This is a genomic window from Pseudomonas sp. NPDC086278 (genome assembly GCF_050280905.1).
Taxonomy (GTDB): Bacteria; Pseudomonadota; Gammaproteobacteria; order Pseudomonadales; family Pseudomonadaceae; genus Aquipseudomonas.
The window spans coordinates 16,685-35,155 of sequence record NZ_JBNNWE010000002.1 but is presented as its reverse complement, the minus strand read 5'-3'; the positions used below and the strand labels follow the sequence as shown (position 1 = coordinate 35,155).

Below are 18,471 nucleotides of genomic sequence, written 5' to 3'. Positions count from 1 at the left end.
CAGCCAGGCCAGCCGCCCAACGGAAAAAGGCCCCGCGGCAGTTAAGCGGCGGGGCCTTTGCGGGTCAAGTGGCGGCGATTAGAAATCGATGGTGCCGGACAGTTTCGCCACGCGCGGTTCGCCCTGGGTCAGGTAGCCGGCCTGGGCCGATTCCCAATACTTTTCGTTGGCCAGGTTTTCGATGTTCAGACGCAGCGTCACGTCTTTCTGTTCGACTTTGAAGCCATAACGGGCACCGGCGTCGAAGCGGTTCCAGGTCGGCAGGCTGAGGTTGTTCGCCGCGTCGGCGTATTGGCCGCCGGTGCGCAACATCCGTGCGTTCAGCGCTACACCCTGCAGGCCCGGCACATCCCAATCGACACCGGCGTTGAACTGGAAGGTCGGCACGCCGATGGCGCGGTTACCGTCGTTGGCCCCGTTCTGGGTGTTTTTCAGTTCGGTGTCCATCAAGGTCAGGCCGCTGAGCAGGCGCAGGCCTTCAATCGGTTCGCCGAAGACGTTGAGTTCGACGCCTTTGTTGACCTGTTCGCCCTGGCGAACATATTCCGCCGTGGTCGCGCTGGTGATCACCGAGTAACCGTCGCTCGGTTGCTCGATGCGGTATACGCCCAGGCTCGCACCATAGGTGCCCATGTCCAGTTTGACGCCCGCTTCGATCTGTTTCGAACGCGCCGGGGCAAACGACTCATTGCCGTTGGTGACAATGCGACTGCCCGAGGTGGTCGGAGAAATCGGACCTTTCGCCAGGCCTTCGATGCGGTTGGCGTAGAACGACACGTGTTCCCACGGCTTGAACACGATGCCGTACACCGGCGTGGTGATCGATTCGTCGTAGGCCGAGGTGCGGCTGCCGGAACCGTAAGGCGCGTAGCCGTAACCCTGGACGACCATTTGCTGGCGACGCAAACCAACGGTCAGCAACAGGCGATCATCAAAGAAACCGAGGGTGTCGGACACCGCGCCGCTGCGCACGAAAGTCTTGCCGGTGATGCCCGGGTCGCTGAGGTCGCCGCCGGCGAAATTGCCGACCGGCGATGGGGTTTCAACCGGGTGGTAGATGTTGTTGGCGTAACGAGTCAGGTCGAAATCGTAGGCGCTACGCTGTTCGGTCCAGATGCCGGCCAGGCCGAAGTTGAGCTTGTGGCTGACCGGGCCGGTGATGAATTTGCCGTTGAGGCCGGCCATCGCGCTGGTGTTGTCTTCGTCGTGGGGAATGAACGAGCCGGTGGTGGTGGAAAGACCGTCGTTGCCGACCAGCGTGGTCGAGTTGTAGCGGCCGGTTTCGCGGGTGTGCTTGGCACCGCCCGCGGCGTAGGCGGTCCAGTTATCGTTCAGGTCGTACTCGGCGCGCAGCATGCCGAAGGTGTCTTCGATTTCGCTGAAACCCCATTTCGGCGCGTAGTTGGTGTCGGCCGACGGCGCATCCGGAATGTGCGTGGCGGTGCCCAGGTTCACGGTGTTACGACCGCCGTTGATGCGTTCTTTCTGGTAAGCGAAATCGCCGGAGACGCGCAGCGCATCGCCGCGATAATCGAGACCGATGGAAAACAGCTTGGAGCGCTGATTCTCGTGGTCGATGCCGGTATCGCCTTCGCGCTGGGCGAGGTTGACGCGTGCACCGAAACGGTTGTCCTCGCCGAAACGCTGGCCGAGGTCCAGGTGTTGGCCGACGCGCCCGTCATTGCTGATATCGGTAGTGAACTGGCGCAACGGCACGTCGCTGGCGCGCTTGGGTTGCAGGTTCACGCCGCCGCCGATGCCGGAGCCGGTCGGGGTCACGCCATTGATGAAGGCGTTCGGACCTTTGAACACTTCGACTCGCTCCAGCGCGTCGGTGGAGATGATCTGCCGCGGCAACACGCCATACAGGCCGTTATAGGAAATATCGTCGCCGGTCAGCGGCAAGCCGCGAATCATGAAGATCTGTGCCTGGTTGGAGAAACCGCTGGCCTGACGCACGGACGAATCGTTGAGCAGCACGTCGGCGACGTCTTCGGCTTGCTGGTTTTGAATCAGTTGCTCGGTGTAGGACGTGACGCTGAACGGCACGTCCATGATGTCCTGATTGCCCAACACACCCAGTTGCCCGCCGCGCGCGACCTGACCACCGGCAAACACCGGGGGCAGGGCGGAAGGCGAAGGCGCTTGGGCGTTGATATCGACCGCGTCCAGCACCAGCGATTTGCCATCGTCTTCAGATGTTGGAGTCGGGGTCGCGGCATGTGCCGTCACGGCCAGCGAGCAAAACAAGGCGAGAAGTGTCGGGCGAAAAGGGACGCCGAGTCGGGCGGGAGTGGTCATGTTCGATCCTGGCGGCGCGCCGCCTATGAGAAAAAGGATGTGACGGCGCGGGAACTCCTTGCGCAAATGCGACTCCAGGCGCAAATGATAGAGTTTCTCAGTAACGTCTTGCAATCACTTTGTCATTACGCGGTGAAGGTAATGGTTGCTGCCCTGAAAACGCGGGGGAACAGTCAGTTGCAGGCGGAGTCATAGCCTGCGCCATGCCATTGATCGTATGGTGAACCCGGCCTAACAGTTCTGATGGAGCAATATGCAAGCCAATCGATTGATCATGAGCGTGGCGGCGCTGATGCTGCTGGCGGGTTGCGGCACTCAACGCACCCAGGCGCCGCCGGCCCGCGAAGCGACTGAAGTCAAAGCCGAAATCGTGCGCTTGCTGCCGGCCAAAACCGCCGACCGCCAGGGTTGGGCCACGGATATTTACGCCGCGTTCGCTGCGCAGAAGATTGATCCCTCCACCGAAAACCTGTGCGCGGTGCTTGCCGTCACCGAGCAAGAGTCGACATTTCAGGTTGACCCTGCGGTGCCAGGGCTGGGCAAAATCGCCCGCGACGAAATCAACCGGCGTGCCGCCAAATTGCACATTCCCAGCCTGTTGGTGAACGGTGCGTTGCAGGTCAATTCACCCACCGGCAAAAGCTACAGCGACCGGCTGAACGCGGCGCGCAGCGAAAAAGAACTCAGCGCGATTTTCGATGACTTCATTGGCATGGTGCCCATGGGCCAGACCCTGTTCGGTGGTTTCAACCCGGTGCACACCGCCGGGCCGATGCAGGTCAGCATCGACTTCGCCGAGCAGCACGCGCGCGATTATCCATACCCGGTGCAGGGCTCGATTCGCCATGAAGTGTTTACCCGTCGTGGCGGCATGTACTTCGGCATCGCGCATTTGCTCGGTTACCCGGTGAGCTACACACAGCCGCTGTACCGCTTTGCCGATTTCAATGCCGGTTGGTACGCCAGTCGCAATGCCGCGTTTCAAAACGCGCTGAGCCGTGTGTCTGGCAAGTCGCTGGCGCTGGATGGCGATCTGGTGCGCTACGACTCGATCATGCCCGGCACCACGGAAACGGCGGTTCGCTCGCTCGGCAAACAGCTGGACATGCGCAACACGACGATTCGCAACCAGTTGGAGCAGGGCAACAGCCTGCAATTCGAAGAAACCGAGCTCTATCGCCGGGTGTTTGCGTTGGCCGAGCAGGCCGAAGGTCGGCCATTGCCCCGAGCGGTGCTGCCGGGGATTGTGCTGCAAAGCCCGAAAATCACGCGAAAGCTCACCACGGCGTGGTTCGCCAAGCGAGTTGATGAGCGATATCAACGCTGCATGAAACGTTAACGCGTAAAAAACCCGGCGGATAAGGCCGGGTTTTCATTGAGTCCTGCGTTAAAGCTGCGCATTTATGCAGCGCGGCTTTCGATCAGGCGGTCCGAACCACCTTCGGCAACGCGGTTCTGTTGCAGGCGGTCGGAGCCATCAGCGGCAACGCGGTTCTGTTGCAGACGGTCGGAGCCATCAGCGGCAACGCGGTTCTGTTGCAGGCGGTCGGCGCCATCGGCGGCAACGCGGTTTTCAATCAGACGATCCGAACCACCTTCGGCAACGCGGTTCTGTTGCACACGGTCAGCACCGTCAGCGGCAACCCGGTTTTCAATCAAGCGATCCGAACCACCTTCAGCCACACGACTTTCAATCAGGCGATCCGAGCCGCCTTCAGCGACCATCTGGTGCGCAGGTGTCGCGGCAAAAGCGTTAACGGCGAAGAACGAGAAAGCGATGCTGAGGAGAGTTTGGCGTTTCATGATGGTGTGCTCCGGGGTGTTTATTGGTTGGTATGGAGCGGATGTTACGCCGAGGATTTTTTATGAGAACTTCATTGACGTGATGGTGACCATCGACGGCGATGATAGATCGGGCAGCGGCCCTCACGTTGGCCTGATGGTTCGGTGGTTAATCGCGATCAGATCACCTTCACCGCGCGCCCGATAAATTGAATCGGCCCGGTCGGCTTGCCGATCGGCGAGCCGTCGGGGTTTTCCAGCGTCAGTTCGAACAACTGGTTGGGTTGCAGCGCCGGCAGCTTGTCCAGCGGGATCGACAAGGTTTGCCCTGGTTTGACCAGCCCCAGCGACACCGGCCCTTGCCAGCCATCGGCCTTGGTCCAGAACTCCAGCGCCTTGTCCGCCGGGACTTCAAAAACGCCGAGCGGGATCAGCTGGAGTTCCCTCGGGTTACTGGCCTGAATCACCCAGCCCGGCGCCTTGTCCTGAGGCCCGACCAACACCACCAGATAGCTGGGTTTGACCGTGGTTTGCGTCAGCATCATCGCGCCGAGCAGCAACGTCGCCGCCAGCCCCGCGCCGGCCAGCCCACGCCACAGCGGTAACCGGTTCCACCAGGATGACGCCGGGGTCGCGACCACCGAAGCAGGCCGAGTCAGGGTGTCGACGCTACGTTCGATGCGCTGCCAGAGGCGTGGCGATGGCGCGTGAGGGGGCGCCAGATCGGTCAGGCCCAACAAGCGGCGTTCCCAGGCGTCTACGGCGGCGCGCAAATCCGCTTCGTCACGCAGGCGCTGCTGCACCTCGCTGCGAAGTTCCGCCGACAGCGTGCCCAGCACGTATTCGCTGGCCAGTTCGTCGAGCGCTTCCGGGGTTTCGTTCGCAGGTTTGCTGGTCATCCCATGCACTCGCGCAATGCCGTCAGGCTCCGCTTGATCCAGGCTTTGACGGTGCCTAGCGGGGTGTTGAGTTTGTGTGAGATTTCAGCGTGAGAATAGCCGTCGACGTAGGCGTGCAGCAGGCAGGTGCGCCGCGCGGGCTCCAACTGTTCCAGGCAATGATGAATGCGCCCGGAATGCACGGCGGTGTCGACGGTTTCAGTGTCGTCGGGCAGGTCGATGTCGCTTTGAATCTCGCGGCGATGGTCGCGCAGGAAATTCAGCGCCAGGTGCCGCGTCAGGCTGAACATCCAGCCTCGCGCCGACCCACGCGCCGGGTCGAAACCCGCCGCGCCGTGCCAGATCTTGATGAATGCATCGTGGACGATGTCCTCCGCCAGCGCAGTGTCGCGCACCAAGCGTTTGGCCACACCCAGCAGGCGCGGACTTTCCTGCACATACAAATGGTGCAAGGCACTGCGCTCGCCGCGCGCGCAGGCAGCAAGGTGTGCTTCGTAATCAAACAGGGTTTCGGGCAAGGACACCGCGCTCAGCCGTCAGTCAAAGTCGATAGCCCCGGGCCAGAGCGCCGGGGCGGATGCGTTGCAGCGTAGACCAGTTTCTAGCCGGACCGGTATCAGTTGGCCGCCCAGAAAATGTAATCGGCCTGATACTTCACCACTTCCTGCTGGCCCTTGTTGGCCGCCGAGCACTCACCGCTCGGCGCGACGCCACCCTTGAGCGCCACGCGCTGGATGTAACTGACGCCGGACATCGCGCCTTTGCCTTCGGCCGGATTGGCCTTGACCAGTTGATAGGGCAGGTTGCCCGGACTCGACGGCGCCACCGCCAATTGCGTGCCGGTCACTTTCGAACCGTCCTTGGCTTGCCAGGTGGCTGGCGGCCCGAAGTAGGTGCCGACCTGTTTGCCGTTGCGATCATTGAGCACGGCTTTGGGCCCGACAAAGGTCCATTCGGTCTGGCCCGCCGCGTTGGCCTTGTCGCGGCATTCGTAGGTGATCTCGCCGACCCCGGTGGTTTCCATGGCGACCTTGTGCCCGTCCGGGACCTTGATGCTGTCGGGCAGGCCCGTCTGGGCAAACGCCGCAGGCAGGGCAGTGAGCAAACCGGCAAGGCAAATCAGCTGTTTGGCGTTCATCAATAACTCTCCGTAAATGAGTAATCCGCTCGGCAGCATCAAGGGCTGCTACAAGGACTACCCACCGCCAAGCGTTTTGGATGCAGGCATAAAAAAAGAAATTTTCCAGCCTGGCCTGAGTCATCTGCTACAAAGAGACAACCGCAAAAGGGGGTGCTTATGTATCAGCTTTACGGACACCAGAATTCCGGCGCCGCCGCCATCGAGGCCGCGCTTGAGCTGTGCGAAATTCCTTACCGCTTTATCGACGTCGAGTTATCGACGGAGGCGGCGCAGGCGCTGGAAAAACTCAACCCGCTCAAGCAGATCCCGACGCTGCAACTGCCCGACGGGAGCATTCTCAGCGAAAGCGCGGCGATCCTGATTCATCTCGGCCTGACGTTCCCCAGTTCGAATTTGCTGTCGGACGACCCGGCCGAGCGGGATCAGGCCATTCGTGGCCTCGCGTACATCGTCAGCAATTGCTACGCGGCCATCGGCATCATCGATTACCCCGAGCGTTGGCTGGCCGAGGCCGATGAGTCGTCCATGGAAAATCTAATGGCCGGCGCGCGGCGGCGCTTGCATTGGAGTTGGGAGGTGTTTGCCGATCAGTTTTCCGCCGAGCTGTACCTGGACGATGAGCCGCCAGCAGCGCTGGACGTGCTGGCGGCGGTGGTCACGCGCTGGGCCGGTAGCCGCGAACATTTGCGCAATACGCGGCCCGGTTTTTACGCCTGGCTGACGCGAATCGACCGGCACCCGACACTGGCACCGGTCTTTGCGCGGCATTGGCCGGACTGATCTATTCGCCGCGGATGTACTGCTCCAGCTGGCGAATCAGTTCCGCCTGTTCGGCAATGGCTTCCTTGACCAGGTCGCCAATCGACAGCAACCCGAGCAACTTGCCGTTTTCCACCACGGGCAGGTGGCGCAGGCGTCGGTCGGACATGATGCCAAGGCAGGTGTCGACGGTTTGATGGGTGTCCACACTGATCACCGGGGACGCCATGATGTCGCGCACCGGCGTACCCACTGAAGAGCGCCCGTGCAGCACCAGTTTGCGCGCGTAGTCGCGCTCACTGATGATCCCCAGCACTTCGTCGTTTTCCACGACCAGCAGGGCGCCGACGTTCTTTTCGGCCATCTTCATCAGGGCTTCGAGCACCATGTGATCGGGTTTGATCTGGTGCACTTCCTGATTCTTCTGATCTTTCAACTTGAGCAGTTGGGCGACGGTTTTCATGATGGCTTCTCAGGTGTTGTCGTTGTTCTTGAAGAATCGTAGACCCAGGCGCCGAGGGCAAGGCGCAAAGCGGCAGATAATGCTCAAAAAACGTCATTCGACGAATTTTCTTCGGTAATCCGTACAAATAAGCGCCATGAACGCCCGATACAGGGGAGGGCTATCCCCTCGATGACGCGTAGAATCGCCACCTGAATCAATTCTTCGAGGTCGCAGTGGTGGATTTACAGCAGGGCTTCGTCCTGACCCGGCATTGGCGCGATACCGCGGCTGGCACGGAAGTCGAGTTCTGGCTGGCGACCGATGACGGTCCGCGGCGCATCCGCCTGCCTCATCAGCCGTCGGTGGCGTTCATCCCGGCCGAGCAGCGCGAGCAGGCGGAAGCGGTCCTGCACGGGGAAAAAAACGTCGAACTCAAGCCCTTGGCGCTGCTGGATTTCGAGCACCGCCCGGTGTTGGGGTTGTATTGCCAGCAACACGGCCAGTTGATGCGCCTGGAAACCGCGCTGCGCAAGGTCGGCGTCGAGCTGTTCGAAGGCGACGTGCGCCCGCCGGAGCGCTACATGATGGAGCGCTTCATCACTGCGCCGGTGACGTTCGGTGGCACGCCGAGCGCTGACGGCCTGTTGCTCGACGCGCAGATGAAACCGGCACCCGACTACCGGCCGACGCTGCGACTCGTATCCCTCGACATCGAAACCACCGCGCAAGGCGAGTTGTATTCCATCGCGCTGGAAGGTTGCGGCGAGCGCCAGGTGTACATGCTCGGGCCAGCCAATGGCGACGCCAGCGCGGTGGATTTCCAGCTCGACTACTGCGACTCGCGCACCGTGCTGCTGAAGAAACTCAATGAATGGTTCGCCCGCCACGACCCCGACGCAATCATCGGCTGGAACGTCGTGCAGTTCGACTTGCGCGTGTTGCACCAGCACGCCAGGCAACTGGGCGTGCCGCTGAAACTGGGTCGTGGCGGCGAAGAAATGCAGTGGCGCGAACACGGCAGCCGCAACCATTATTTCGCTGCCGCCGCCGGCCGCTTGATCATCGACGGCATCGAATCCCTGCGCTCGGCGACCTGGAGCTTTCCCTCATTCAGCCTGGAAAACGTCGCGCAAACCCTGCTCGGCGAGGGCAAGGCAATCAGCACGCCGTACCAGCGCATGGACGAAATCAACCGCATGTTCGCCGAGGACAAACCGGCCCTTGCTACCTACAACCTGAAAGACTGCGAGCTGGTGACGCGGATTTTCGCCAAGACCGAACTGCTGACGTTCCTGCTGGAGCGCGCCAGCGTCACCGGCTTGCCGGCGGACCGCAGCGGCGGCTCGGTGGCGGCGTTCACGCATTTGTACATGCCGCTGATGCACCGCCAGGGCTTCGTTGCGCCGAACCTCGGCACCAAGCCTGCACAGGCCAGCCCCGGCGGCTTTGTCATGGACTCGCAACCGGGGTTGTACGAATCGGTGCTGGTGCTCGATTACAAAAGTCTCTACCCGTCGATCATTCGCACGTTTCTGATCGACCCGGTGGGGCTGGTCGAAGGGCTGCGCCATCCTGCCGACAGCGAATCGGTCCCTGGTTTTCGTGGCGCGCGGTTTTCCAGAACCCGGCATTGCCTGCCCGCCATCGTCGCCCGGGTCGCCGAGGGCCGCGAGACCGCCAAGCGCGAACACAACGCGCCGCTGTCGCAAGCGCTGAAGATCATCATGAATGCCTTCTACGGCGTGCTCGGTTCCAGCGGTTGCCGGTTCTTCGACACGCGGCTGGCGTCGTCGATCACCTTGCGTGGCCACGAAATCATGCTGCGCACACGCCAGTTGATCGAGGCGCAGGGCCACACGGTGATTTACGGCGACACCGACTCGACTTTCGTCTGGCTGCGTCGTGCCCATGGCCAGGAGGAGGCCGCGCAGATCGGCCGCGCGCTGGTGGATCACGTCAACGGTTGGTGGCGCGAGCATGTCAGGCAGGAATACGGGCTGGAGAGTGCGCTGGAGCTGCAGTTCGAGACCCACTACAAACGCTTTCTGATGCCGACCATCCGCGGTGCCGAGGAGGGCAGCAAGAAGCGTTATGCCGGGCTGGTGACGCGTGCCGATGGCCGCGATGAGATGGTCTACAAAGGCCTGGAAACCGTGCGCACCGACTGGTCGCTGCTCGCCCGGCAGTTCCAGCAAGAGCTGTATTCGAGGATTTTCCATCGTCAGCCGTATCAGGATTACGTGCGCGACTACGTGCGCAAAACCCTGGCCGGCGAGTTTGATGAGCGGCTGATCTACCGCAAGCGTCTGCGCCGCACCCTTGATGACTACGAACGCAACGTGCCGCCCCACGTGCGCGCCGCGCGGCTTGCCGATGCCTATAACGACCAGCAGGGCCGGCCACGCCAGTATCAGAACGGCGGCTGGATCAGCTACGTGATCACCGTTGCCGGGCCTGAGCCGCTGGAAATCCGCAGTGCGCCCATTGACTACGACCATTACGTGACACGGCAGCTGCAGCCGGTGGCGGATGCGATTCTGCCGTTTGTCGACGACGACTTTTCAACGCTGATTGGTGGGCAACTGGGCCTGTTTTGAGTCCAGCAGCGACAGTGTCCAGTCGTCCTGAATGCCATGGAAATACTGCTCCAGCGCCTGATGGAACAGGCTGCCGTCCGGGGAAACCTGGGCGAACAAGGTCATGCAAGAGTGAAATTTCAGGTCGTCGGGATGGCCGAAAACCTGCGCAATCGAGCGCTGTCTGAGATTCAGCACCAACTGTGTACAGGTGCGCAGTCGGGCGCCGAGCAGTGGATGCTCCAGATACGCCGTTGCTTCCGCTGCGGAACCCATGGCGAAGTGGCGCGACATCTCGCTGCCGCCGAGCCCGGCAAATTGCGGAAAAATGAACCACATCCAATGCCGGCGTTTGTGCCCGGCGCGTAATTCTTCCTGAACCAGCTCGAACACCGGGTCCTGCGCCTGAATAAAGCGTGGCAGGTTGAATGAGTCGTGTGGATCGGTGCTTCTCATGCAGAAGCCCTCTGACGTAACCGCGATGGCTCAGACCATGGCCAATCGCTGTTTGCGTTGTGGCGCCTGAAACGCGTGGTCCAGCGCCTCCAGATCCCCGGCTTCGAGCCGCAGTTGCGCGGCGTGTGCATTCAATTGCACGTGTTCAGGTGTGACCGCCTTGGGGATCGCGATCACGCCTTGTTGTCGCAGAATCCATGCCAGCGCTACTTGCGCCGGTGTGACCGCGTGACGGGCGGCGATGCCTTTCAGCGCCGGATGCGCCAGCAGCGACCCGCCCTGACCAATGGGACAGTACGCCATTATTGGCAAGTGCTGTTGTTGGCTCCACGGCAGCAAATCGAATTCTATGCCCCGCGCTTCCAGGCTGTAGAGCACTTGATTGGTGGCGCAGGCCGGGGTGTTCAATTCTTCGAGGTCGTCGACGTCGAAATTGGACACGCCCCAGCGCCCGATCTTGCCGGCTTCACGCAGGCGCTCGAACGCATCGACGGTTTCTTCGAGGGGAAACTGGCCGCGCCAGTGCAGCAGGTATAAATCGATGTAATCGGTATTCATGCGCTGCAAGCTGCGCTCGCAGGCTTGCGCGATGCCTGTGCGGCTGGCGTTGTGCGGGTAGACCTTGCTGACCAGGAACACCTTGTCACGCAGCCCTTTGATTGCGGCCCCGACCACTTCTTCGGCGCCGCCGTCACCATACATTTCAGCGCTGTCGATCAGGGTCATGCCCAGCTCGATGCCTTGGCGCAGCGCGGCGACCTCTTGGGTGAATCCGTCGGGATCTTCGCCCATGCGCCACGTGCCTTGGCCGATGACCGGTACGTTGACGCCGGCCAATTCGAGGGTCCGCATGAAAACCTCCTTGCTGTTGTTCGATGGATACACCGATTGGCAGCAGAATACGCCGCTGGTTCCATCGAACGCCAGAAAGGAGGCATCAGCAAACGCGTCGAAAACCCAGCGTTACTGGCTGGAAAACTTCAGCACAACGCTCTGGGTATAGGTCTTGCCGGGGTCCAGTCGCGTCGAAGGGAAGTTCGGCTGGTTCGGCGAATCCGGGTAGTGCTGGGTTTCGAGCGTGAACGCGCCCCAGTGCGGATAAATCTTCCCGGCCTTGCCCTTGACCGTGCCGTCGAGGAAGTTGCCGGTGTAGAACTGCACGCCCGGTTCGCTGGTGTAGAGCTGCAAGCGGCGGCCCGATTGCGGGTCGCTGACATCGGCGGCGAGTTTGCTCACGTCGCCCTTGGCGTCCAGCACCCAGTTGAAATCGAACCCGCCCTGTTTCGGTTCGGCGAATTTCAGCTGCGGATGATCAGCCTTGATGTTTTTGCCGATGGCCGTGGGCTGGGTGAAGTCCATCGGCGTGCCAGCGACTGGCGCCAGTTCCCCGGTGGGGATCAACGTCGCGTTCACTGGCGTGTACTGCGCTGCGTACAAGGTGGCGACCTGCTTCAGCACATCGCCATTGCCGGCGCCGGCGAGGTTGAAATAGCTGTGGTTGGTCAGGTTGAGCACCGTCGGCTTATCGGTCGATGCCTTGTAGTCGATGCGCAGCTCGTTGTGCTCGGTGAGGCTGTAGGTGACCTCGGTTTGCAAGTTGCCGGGGAAGCCCATTTCACCGTCTACCGACAGGTAAGTCAGGGTCACGCCTACTGAGTCCTTGCCCTTGGTCGGCTGCGCTTTCCACACGTGTTTGTCAAAACCCAGCGGCCCGCCGTGCAGCGAGTTCGGGCCATCGTTTTTCGGCACTTGATAGTGTTTGCCGTCCAGTTCAAACGCGCCGTTGGCCAGGCGATTGCCGAAGCGGCCGATAGTGGCGCCAAAGTACGCGGTGCCGCTCTGGTAACCCTGAACGTCATCGAAACCGAGCACGATATCCTCGGCCTTGCCGTCCTTGCCCGGCACTTTCAGTGACTGCAGAACGCCGCCATAGGTGATTACCGTGGCTTGCAGGCCATGGCTGTTACGCAAAATGTATTGCTCGACGGGCGTGCCGTCGTTGGTCTTGCCGAACGCTTTGTGCTCGACGGACAGGCCGGCAGCCTGGGCGGAGAGGGTGGCGATCATCAGGGACAGTCCGAGGCCGGATAGCAGGTGTCGGGATTGAAGCATGGTTGACCTTCCTTTTTGTTGTTTTTGATAAGTAGTCATACTAAATATTCAATTCGAAAAGATTTATAGCCGCTGGTTCGATAATTGCCATTAAAAAGCATGACTAAATCGCTTGGTCCTGCAAAAAACCAAACACGTCCGGCGATCAGTCCGAGGAGGGCGGCACTGCACTTTTTCAACTTTCGCGGTTCTATCCTTGGCCTGCCTGCGGCGATCCCCACCGCCGGCCAATGCCCAAGTTCAAGCACCCATGGCTCAAGCGTTGCCCCGCATTCCCTCGAAAATTCGCCGCCGCTGCTTATGGCTGGGCTGTCTGTCGCTGCTGTTCGCCAGCGGTTGCAGCCAGCAGCAAGGCCAGGACATCGTCAGTCAGTTTCGCGAAGGCAAACCCCAGGAATTCCTCCAGACCAGCGTCGACCGCATGGCCACCCTGACCATGCGCGACAACCTCGACAGCCTGTACTTGCTGATGAGCAAGCTCTACCTGCGCAACCCGGACGAACTGAAAAAGTCCGGATTCCTGGATGCCCGCACCGCTGAAAAACAAGTGCGCATGGCCATCGAAATGCAGCAGCCGCTGCCGACACTCGGTGGCAAAAAAGACTTGGCGGCGCTGAGCTACGCCATGAGCCCGGAGTTTCTCGGCGACCGCGTCGGGGCCTTCATCTACGCCATCGGCAGCATGCTGGTGACCGCCCATGGCAATCGGCTTGAGTTCTACATGACCGATGCGATCAACCCGACATTCGTCGGCAACGCCGCACGCAACATCGAAAAAGCCACGTGGATCCTCAGTCAGCGCCAAAACAGGAACGGCGAGCCGTTGCTGTTCTCCAATGAAATTTCGGAAGAGGGCAGCAACCTCAGTTTCGCCGTGGAGTTCGGGAAGATCGTTGCACGCCTGGATTTGCTGACGCAGATGCTCGATGAGCGCTACCGGCGGATCGGGCTGAATTACGCGCAAAGCCTGCTGTTTTTGAATTTCCTGCCGGTGCAGTGAGTCAGTCCCGGCACCCCAAACCCGGCCGCAGGATTCACGACTGCAAAAATTTCCGCTGGGGGAATCGGCTGGTTCGATGACTTTCGATATAACGATAGTTCGCATCGATATAAGTGGTTATAAGAAAAATCGCTATCCTGCGGGCCAGTTTTTTCATGTGTTTTTGCGGGCGTGTTAATGGATTTCGTTAACTTCGGTTTGGTGGTTGCAGGGCTGGTCGTGGGTTTTATTGTCGGTATGACCGGCGTCGGTGGTGGCTCCTTGATGACGCCGATTCTGTTGTGGTTCGGCATCAATCCGGCCACGGCGGTGGGCACGGACTTGCTGTACGCGGCCATTACCAAATCCAGCGGCGTGCTGGTTCACCGTAAAAACAACAATATCGACTGGGCCATCACCGGTTGGCTGACCCTCGGCAGCGTGCCGGCAGTGGCGATGACCTTGTGGTTCCTGAGCACGCTGCACACCTCACCCGATGCGATGAACGCGGTTATCAAGCAAGCCCTGGGGTTTGTGTTGTTCGCCACGGCGCTGGCGATTTTCTTCAAGAAGCGCCTGCTCGACTTCGCCCATAAACGCGCGGGTGGCAACTACAACCCGAGCGGTACGCGCCTTAACGTGATGACCGTGATCACCGGTCTGGTGCTCGGCACGATGGTCGCGCTGACGTCCATCGGTGCCGGCGCGCTGGGCACCGTGGCGTTGTTCATCCTCTATCCGCTGTTACCGACGCGCCGCCTGGTCGGCACCGAAATCGCCCACGCGGTGCCGCTGACCCTGGTCGCCGGCCTCGGCCACGCGAGCATGGGCAACATGGACTGGCAGGTGCTGGGTTATTTGCTGATCGGTTCGTTGCCGGGCATCTGGCTGGGCAGCCATCTGACCGGGCGAATTTCCGATGAATTGCTGCGCCCGTGCCTGGCGACGATGCTGGTACTGATCGGCTACAAACTCGCCTTCTAGGCAGCCCCCGGAAACAAATCAACTCCGCCGTCCTATTGGTGCTACGGTGGAAAGCCAGCCTTCATTCGTTCATGAATGACTTGTCGGCATTTCCCCCCGATCGACAAGGAAGGTGGCACGTGAACGCCCCACCCAAAAGCCTGCCGCTGATTCTCAGCGAGTTGCGCATTGCCACCACCCGACAACACCAGGTGCTGGAAAAACGTATCCCTTTCTACACCGCCGATCGGGCGCTCTATACCCGCCTGATCGAGGCCTACTACGGATTTTATCGACCGCTGGAAAGCCTGCTGTTCCCGGTGGCCATGTCCATTCCCGACCTTGACTGGCTGATTCGCAGCAAAACCCCATCGCTCGAAGCCGACTTGTACGCGCTGGGCCTGGACGCCGCTGCCATCGATGCGATTCCGCTGTGCCGGTTTTCGGTGCAGACGCGCTCCGTCGCCGATGTGCTGGGCGTGTTGTATGTCCTTGAAGGTGCGACGCTGGGCGGGCAATCCTTGCGCAACGGGCTGTACGCGCGCCTGGGGATCGATGAGCACACGGGCGGCCGGTTTTTTGCGGTGTATGGCACGGCAACACTGCTGATGTGGCGCGGTTTTCTGGCGTGTCTGTATGAAGTCTGCGATCCCCTCGAGCGGGCGCAGTCAGTGGTCGCGGCGCAAGGCACGTTCGAGACGTTCGAGCGCTGGCTGGAACAGCGCGAGGTCTTGCAATGAATCGCCTCACCGATGAACAGCTCGAAGCCGCGCTCGCGCAATGCGCCAGTGAAGCGATCCGGATTCCGGGGGCCATTCAGCCCCACGGAGTCTTGCTGACCTTGACCGAGCCTGACTTGATCATCCAGCAGGTCAGCCGCAACTGCGCGGCGATGCTCGGTCAGACGGCCGCAGCGTTGTTGCAGCAACCCTTGGGCGTGCTGGGTGCCGTGGCTGCCGGGCAGGTGCGCCAGGCGCTGGCGTCGCCGGAGCTGGAGGATGCCAACCCGGTGTTGCTGGCGATGGGTTCCCGGCGTTTCAACGCCACCCTCAGCCGTCACGACGGCGTGGTCATTCTCGAACTCGAGCCGCTGCTCGATGCGGCCCAGGACCACACTGCGATTTTTCTTCGGGCGATGCGCAAGATGCAGGCCGCCGCCACGTTGGCGGACTTGTACACCGTGAGTGTCGATGAAATCCGTCGCCTGAGCGGATTTGACCGGGTGATGATTTATCGCTTCGAACCGCAAGGGCATGGCCAGGTCATCAGCGAAGCGCTGGGCGGCATGCTGCCCGGCTATCTCGGCCAGTGTTTTCCGGCGTCGGACATCCCGCCACAAGCCCGCGAGCTGTACCGCCTGAACTGGATCCGGGTGATCCCGGATGCGCGTTATGTGCCTGTACCGATCCTGCCGGTGTTGCGCCCCGATACCGGACAGCCGCTGGACCTCGGCTTTTCGATCTTGCGCAGCGTCTCGCCGGTGCATTGCCAGTACCTGGAAAACATGGGGGTGCGCGCCTCCATGAGTTTGTCGCTGCTGGAAAGCGCTCAGCTTTGGGGCTTGATTACCTGTGCGCATCCGCAGCCGCTGCTGGTCAGCCACTCGGTGCGCGCGATGTGTGCCGCCATCGCCCAGTTGCTCAGTGTGCAGATATCGGCCCTCAGAATCCGCGACGAACAGTTTCAGCGGGAACAGAAATCCCGGTTGATCGATGAACTGTCGTCGGCCATGCACCTGGCTGAACATGACGTGCTGGAAGGCTTGCTCGATCACCCCGAACACCTGCAAACCCTGACCGCTGCCAGTGGCGTTGCGGTGCTGATCGAGGATCGTCTTGAGCTGTTCGGCGACTGCCCGACGGTCGAGCAGGTGCGAGCGCTGTATTTGTGGGTGCGCGAGGAGTGCCTGGCGAGTGGCGAGCCGCTGTCGACCGATCACCTGCAAGCGATTCACGGCGCCAGTGCGCTCTACAGTGACGTGGCCAGTGGTTTGCTGGCCTTCGTGCTGCCCAAACCGGTGGATAACGGCGTGATGTGGTTTCGCCGGCAACTGGGCTCCAGCATGAAATGGAGCGGCAACCCCGACGAACATTTCAGCACCGGCAGCGACAACCGTTTGCAGCCGCGCACCTCCTTTGCGGCGTGGGAGCAACTGGTCGAGGGCCAGTCGCAAGCCTGGAGCGCCGCAGATACCTATGCCGTCGGCGAGTTACGCCGCCGTGCCATTGAAAACGACCTGGCGCGTCAGGTGCGCCGCGAGCATGAAGCCGTGCGGGTGCGTGATGAACTGGTGGCGGTGGTGTCCCATGACCTGCGTAACCCGATGACGATCATCATCATGCAGTGCGGCATGATGCAACGCCTGGTGGCGCGCGAAAACGGCAAACACACGGTGCGCCTGAGCGAAGCCCTCGGCACCGTGGAACAAGCCACCGGGCGGATGAACGTATTGATCGCCGATCTGCTGGATAAATCGAAGCTGGACGCCGGGCAATATCCGCTCGAGTGCAAGCCGCTGGACGTGATCGAACTGCTTCAACAAACCTGCGCGTTGATGGTGACGCTGACTTCGCACAAAAAAATCGAGCTCAATTGCAGCTGCTCTGAAGGCTTGATCACCTACGCCGACCCTCAGCGGCTGTTTCAGGTGCTGTCGAATTTGCTGGGCAACGCCATTAAATTCACCCCGACGGGCGGGCGAATCGACCTCAACGCCTGGCAGGTCGACGACAAGGTGATGATCTCGGTGCGCGACAACGGCGGTGGCATACACGCGGTGCACCTGCCGCATATTTTCGAGCGTTACTGGACCGTGCGCGAAAACAACCCCAACGGCAGCGGCCTCGGCTTGTACATCTGCCGCAGTATCGTCCAGGCCCATGGCGGTGAACTCTGGGCGGAAAGTGAAGTGGGTAAGGGTAGCGTCTTTACCTTTTTCATCCCGGCGCGAATCCCCTCGGCGGAGCCGGTGTCCCAGCGCGCATGAGTGTTCCCGGCGAATGCCCGTCCGGGGCATGCGGTATCGGCAGCCGCGGATGCGCGCGGCCTGTTGCGCAATGACTGCCCTGACCTAAGCTTGGGTCAAGGCGAAACACAATTGCGCTGCCTCCCGAGGAACAATAGCCGCGATGCGCAATCATTAGAGCGTGGATACCAAAAGGAGATGCGCATGCTCATCAGGTCTTTGACCCTGACAACTCTGCTGGCGCTTGCCGGCCCCTTGCTCGCCGCCGATGGCGACTCACCGCTGGACATCGACAAGGGCAGGTCCCGGCCACTGATCGTTATTGCTCCCAGCACGGTTGATCCGGTCTGGGTAAACCTGAAAAAGTCACTGGAGGACCCGGCGAACAAGGAGGGTATCGCCCAGCGCAATATCCGGGTGTACAGCGTGTTGAACATGTTCGGCCAACTCGACGGCAAGGACCTCGGTCAGCAGGACACCATGGCGCTGATCCGCTCGTTGAAACTCGGCGCGGGGGCCTTGCCCAAGGTCATCCTGGTCGGCAAGGACGGCGAGCAGAAGCTTGAGAAGTCCGGGGATGAAGCAAAAACGGTCGATTTGAAAAAGATTTTCGAGACCATCGACGCCATGCCGATGGCCGAAAAAGAGGCTGCGGCACCGACGGTCGCGACGCCGCCAGTCGCTGAGCCGGTGAAAGGCGCCAAAGCAACAAAACCCGGCAAACCGGCGAAACCGACCAAGCCACCTGAAATGCCGGATGACTGAAACGTCGCTGCTGATGGGAGCGGGCTGCTCAGGGGATGCCGGATGCCAACGGTAGTGATTAGAAGGGGCTAATCGGACAGCGATTGCAGGCGCAATAACACCAAGGGGCGATCTCAACCGATCGCCCCTTTTTTTGCGCGGCGGCATCGCCAAAAAACTGGCCGGGTTTAAATGGCCAGTACTGTCTCGGAAATTTCCTGCGAGCCGTGTCGAACTTGGTGAACTGGTGCTGCGCTTGCCACGCCGATAACCTCCGCCCGCGACGCGAGATGTCGCGATTGTGAGCAAGCCAGGGATGAACACCACCAAAGGCACAAAGGAGCCTCGA

At 61.0% G+C, this 18,471-nt stretch carries 17 protein-coding genes; 8 read left to right on the top strand and 9 right to left on the bottom strand.

Annotated elements, in window-relative coordinates; all coding sequences use genetic code 11:
* Positions 1-78: 78 nt before the first annotated feature.
* A complete protein-coding gene (locus ACQKP4_RS01020; RefSeq protein ID WP_427629568.1) occupies positions 79-2,301 on the bottom strand; it encodes a TonB-dependent receptor in 2,223 nt (740 codons plus the stop codon).
* 253 nt (positions 2,302-2,554) lie between these two features.
* Here ACQKP4_RS01020 and ACQKP4_RS01015 point away from each other — a divergent pair, with 253 nt between their 5' ends.
* A complete protein-coding gene (locus ACQKP4_RS01015) occupies positions 2,555-3,640 on the top strand; it encodes a DUF1615 domain-containing protein (RefSeq protein WP_427629566.1) in 1,086 nt (361 codons plus the stop codon).
* A 62-nt stretch (positions 3,641-3,702) separates the two neighbouring features.
* On the opposite strand, the gene ACQKP4_RS01010 is transcribed toward ACQKP4_RS01015, so the two are convergent.
* The 4 genes from ACQKP4_RS01010 to ACQKP4_RS00995 all read right to left on the bottom strand — a co-directional run bounded on the left by ACQKP4_RS01010 (position 3,703) and on the right by ACQKP4_RS00995 (position 6,120).
* A complete protein-coding gene (locus ACQKP4_RS01010) occupies positions 3,703-4,104 on the bottom strand; it encodes a hypothetical protein (protein WP_427629564.1) in 402 nt (133 codons plus the stop codon).
* A 158-nt stretch (positions 4,105-4,262) separates the two neighbouring features.
* A complete protein-coding gene (locus ACQKP4_RS01005; protein ID WP_427629562.1) occupies positions 4,263-4,982 on the bottom strand; it encodes an anti-sigma factor in 720 nt (239 codons plus the stop codon).
* A complete protein-coding gene (locus ACQKP4_RS01000; protein WP_427629764.1) occupies positions 4,979-5,500 on the bottom strand; it encodes a sigma-70 family RNA polymerase sigma factor in 522 nt (173 codons plus the stop codon). Before ACQKP4_RS01000 ends, ACQKP4_RS01005 begins: the two co-directional genes overlap by 4 nt.
* A 98-nt stretch (positions 5,501-5,598) precedes the next feature.
* Entirely contained in the window at positions 5,599-6,120 is a 522-nt protein-coding gene (locus ACQKP4_RS00995) for a DUF3455 domain-containing protein (protein ID WP_427629560.1), read from the bottom strand.
* Between the two features lie 159 nt (positions 6,121-6,279).
* Between ACQKP4_RS00995 and ACQKP4_RS00990 the strand changes: the two genes are divergently transcribed.
* Positions 6,280-6,903: a glutathione S-transferase gene (locus tag ACQKP4_RS00990; protein WP_427629558.1), complete on the top strand. Its 624-nt coding sequence runs from the start codon at positions 6,280-6,282 to the stop codon at positions 6,901-6,903.
* Between the two features lies 1 nt (position 6,904).
* Here the strand turns inward: ACQKP4_RS00990 and ACQKP4_RS00985 are convergent, their stop codons facing one another.
* Entirely contained in the window at positions 6,905-7,345 is a 441-nt protein-coding gene (locus ACQKP4_RS00985) for a CBS domain-containing protein (protein ID WP_427629557.1), read from the bottom strand.
* 218 nt (positions 7,346-7,563) lie between these two features.
* Between ACQKP4_RS00985 and ACQKP4_RS00980 the strand changes: the two genes are divergently transcribed.
* Positions 7,564-9,924: a DNA polymerase II gene (locus tag ACQKP4_RS00980; protein ID WP_427629555.1), complete on the top strand. Its 2,361-nt coding sequence runs from the start codon at positions 7,564-7,566 to the stop codon at positions 9,922-9,924.
* On the opposite strand, the gene ACQKP4_RS00975 is transcribed toward ACQKP4_RS00980, so the two are convergent.
* The 3 genes from ACQKP4_RS00975 to ACQKP4_RS00965 all read right to left on the bottom strand — a co-directional run bounded on the left by ACQKP4_RS00975 (position 9,889) and on the right by ACQKP4_RS00965 (position 12,471).
* Entirely contained in the window at positions 9,889-10,359 is a 471-nt protein-coding gene (locus ACQKP4_RS00975; RefSeq protein WP_427629553.1) for a DUF1810 domain-containing protein, read from the bottom strand. The two genes, ACQKP4_RS00980 and ACQKP4_RS00975, sit on opposite strands and share 36 nt — an antisense overlap.
* Before the next feature lie 30 nt (positions 10,360-10,389).
* Positions 10,390-11,211, bottom strand: a complete 822-nt coding sequence (locus ACQKP4_RS00970; protein WP_427629551.1) for an aldo/keto reductase — start codon at positions 11,209-11,211, stop codon at positions 10,390-10,392.
* A 111-nt stretch (positions 11,212-11,322) separates the two neighbouring features.
* Positions 11,323-12,471 carry an aldose epimerase family protein gene (locus ACQKP4_RS00965; protein WP_427629550.1) on the bottom strand — a complete coding sequence of 383 codons (1,149 nt, stop codon included), beginning with the start codon at positions 12,469-12,471 and terminating at the stop codon, positions 11,323-11,325.
* Positions 12,472-12,721: 250 nt separating this feature from the next.
* Here ACQKP4_RS00965 and ACQKP4_RS00960 point away from each other — a divergent pair, with 250 nt between their 5' ends.
* The 5 genes from ACQKP4_RS00960 to ACQKP4_RS00940 all read left to right on the top strand — a co-directional run bounded on the left by ACQKP4_RS00960 (position 12,722) and on the right by ACQKP4_RS00940 (position 18,143).
* The gene (locus ACQKP4_RS00960) at positions 12,722-13,471 is read left to right on the top strand and encodes a hypothetical protein (RefSeq protein WP_427629548.1); all 750 of its coding nucleotides are present in this window, start codon (positions 12,722-12,724) and stop codon (positions 13,469-13,471) included.
* 177 nt (positions 13,472-13,648) lie between these two features.
* Entirely contained in the window at positions 13,649-14,434 is a 786-nt protein-coding gene (locus tag ACQKP4_RS00955) for a sulfite exporter TauE/SafE family protein (RefSeq protein ID WP_427629546.1), read from the top strand.
* Between the two features lie 119 nt (positions 14,435-14,553).
* Positions 14,554-15,153, top strand: coding sequence for a biliverdin-producing heme oxygenase (locus ACQKP4_RS00950; RefSeq protein ID WP_427629544.1), 600 nt, complete (start codon positions 14,554-14,556; stop codon positions 15,151-15,153).
* The gene (locus ACQKP4_RS00945; protein ID WP_427629542.1) at positions 15,150-17,399 is read left to right on the top strand and encodes an ATP-binding protein; all 2,250 of its coding nucleotides are present in this window, start codon (positions 15,150-15,152) and stop codon (positions 17,397-17,399) included. Before ACQKP4_RS00950 ends, ACQKP4_RS00945 begins: the two co-directional genes overlap by 4 nt.
* 183 nt (positions 17,400-17,582) lie before the next feature.
* Complete coding sequence (locus ACQKP4_RS00940; RefSeq protein WP_427629540.1) at positions 17,583-18,143, top strand: DUF4174 domain-containing protein; 561 nt, start codon at positions 17,583-17,585, stop codon at positions 18,141-18,143.
* Positions 18,144-18,471: the final 328 nt, after the last annotated feature.

Excerpts from the sequence above, each read along its gene's own strand:
- ACQKP4_RS01020 (WP_427629568.1), bottom strand. The coding sequence starts at position 2,301 with ATGACCACTCCCGCCCGACTCGGCGTCCCTTTTCGCCCGACACTTCTC.
- ACQKP4_RS01015 (WP_427629566.1), top strand. The coding sequence starts at position 2,555 with ATGCAAGCCAATCGATTGATCATGAGCGTGGCGGCGCTGATGCTGCTG.
- ACQKP4_RS01010 (WP_427629564.1), bottom strand. The coding sequence starts at position 4,104 with ATGAAACGCCAAACTCTCCTCAGCATCGCTTTCTCGTTCTTCGCCGTT.
- ACQKP4_RS01005 (WP_427629562.1), bottom strand. The coding sequence starts at position 4,982 with ATGACCAGCAAACCTGCGAACGAAACCCCGGAAGCGCTCGACGAACTG.
- ACQKP4_RS00995 (WP_427629560.1), bottom strand. The coding sequence starts at position 6,120 with ATGAACGCCAAACAGCTGATTTGCCTTGCCGGTTTGCTCACTGCCCTG.
- ACQKP4_RS00990 (WP_427629558.1), top strand. The coding sequence starts at position 6,280 with ATGTATCAGCTTTACGGACACCAGAATTCCGGCGCCGCCGCCATCGAG.
- ACQKP4_RS00985 (WP_427629557.1), bottom strand. The coding sequence starts at position 7,345 with ATGAAAACCGTCGCCCAACTGCTCAAGTTGAAAGATCAGAAGAATCAG.
- ACQKP4_RS00975 (WP_427629553.1), bottom strand. The coding sequence starts at position 10,359 with ATGAGAAGCACCGATCCACACGACTCATTCAACCTGCCACGCTTTATT.
- ACQKP4_RS00970 (WP_427629551.1), bottom strand. The coding sequence starts at position 11,211 with ATGCGGACCCTCGAATTGGCCGGCGTCAACGTACCGGTCATCGGCCAA.
- ACQKP4_RS00965 (WP_427629550.1), bottom strand. The coding sequence starts at position 12,471 with ATGCTTCAATCCCGACACCTGCTATCCGGCCTCGGACTGTCCCTGATG.
- ACQKP4_RS00960 (WP_427629548.1), top strand. The coding sequence starts at position 12,722 with ATGGCTCAAGCGTTGCCCCGCATTCCCTCGAAAATTCGCCGCCGCTGC.
- ACQKP4_RS00955 (WP_427629546.1), top strand. The coding sequence starts at position 13,649 with ATGGATTTCGTTAACTTCGGTTTGGTGGTTGCAGGGCTGGTCGTGGGT.
- ACQKP4_RS00945 (WP_427629542.1), top strand. The coding sequence starts at position 15,150 with ATGAATCGCCTCACCGATGAACAGCTCGAAGCCGCGCTCGCGCAATGC.
- ACQKP4_RS00940 (WP_427629540.1), top strand. The coding sequence starts at position 17,583 with ATGCTCATCAGGTCTTTGACCCTGACAACTCTGCTGGCGCTTGCCGGC.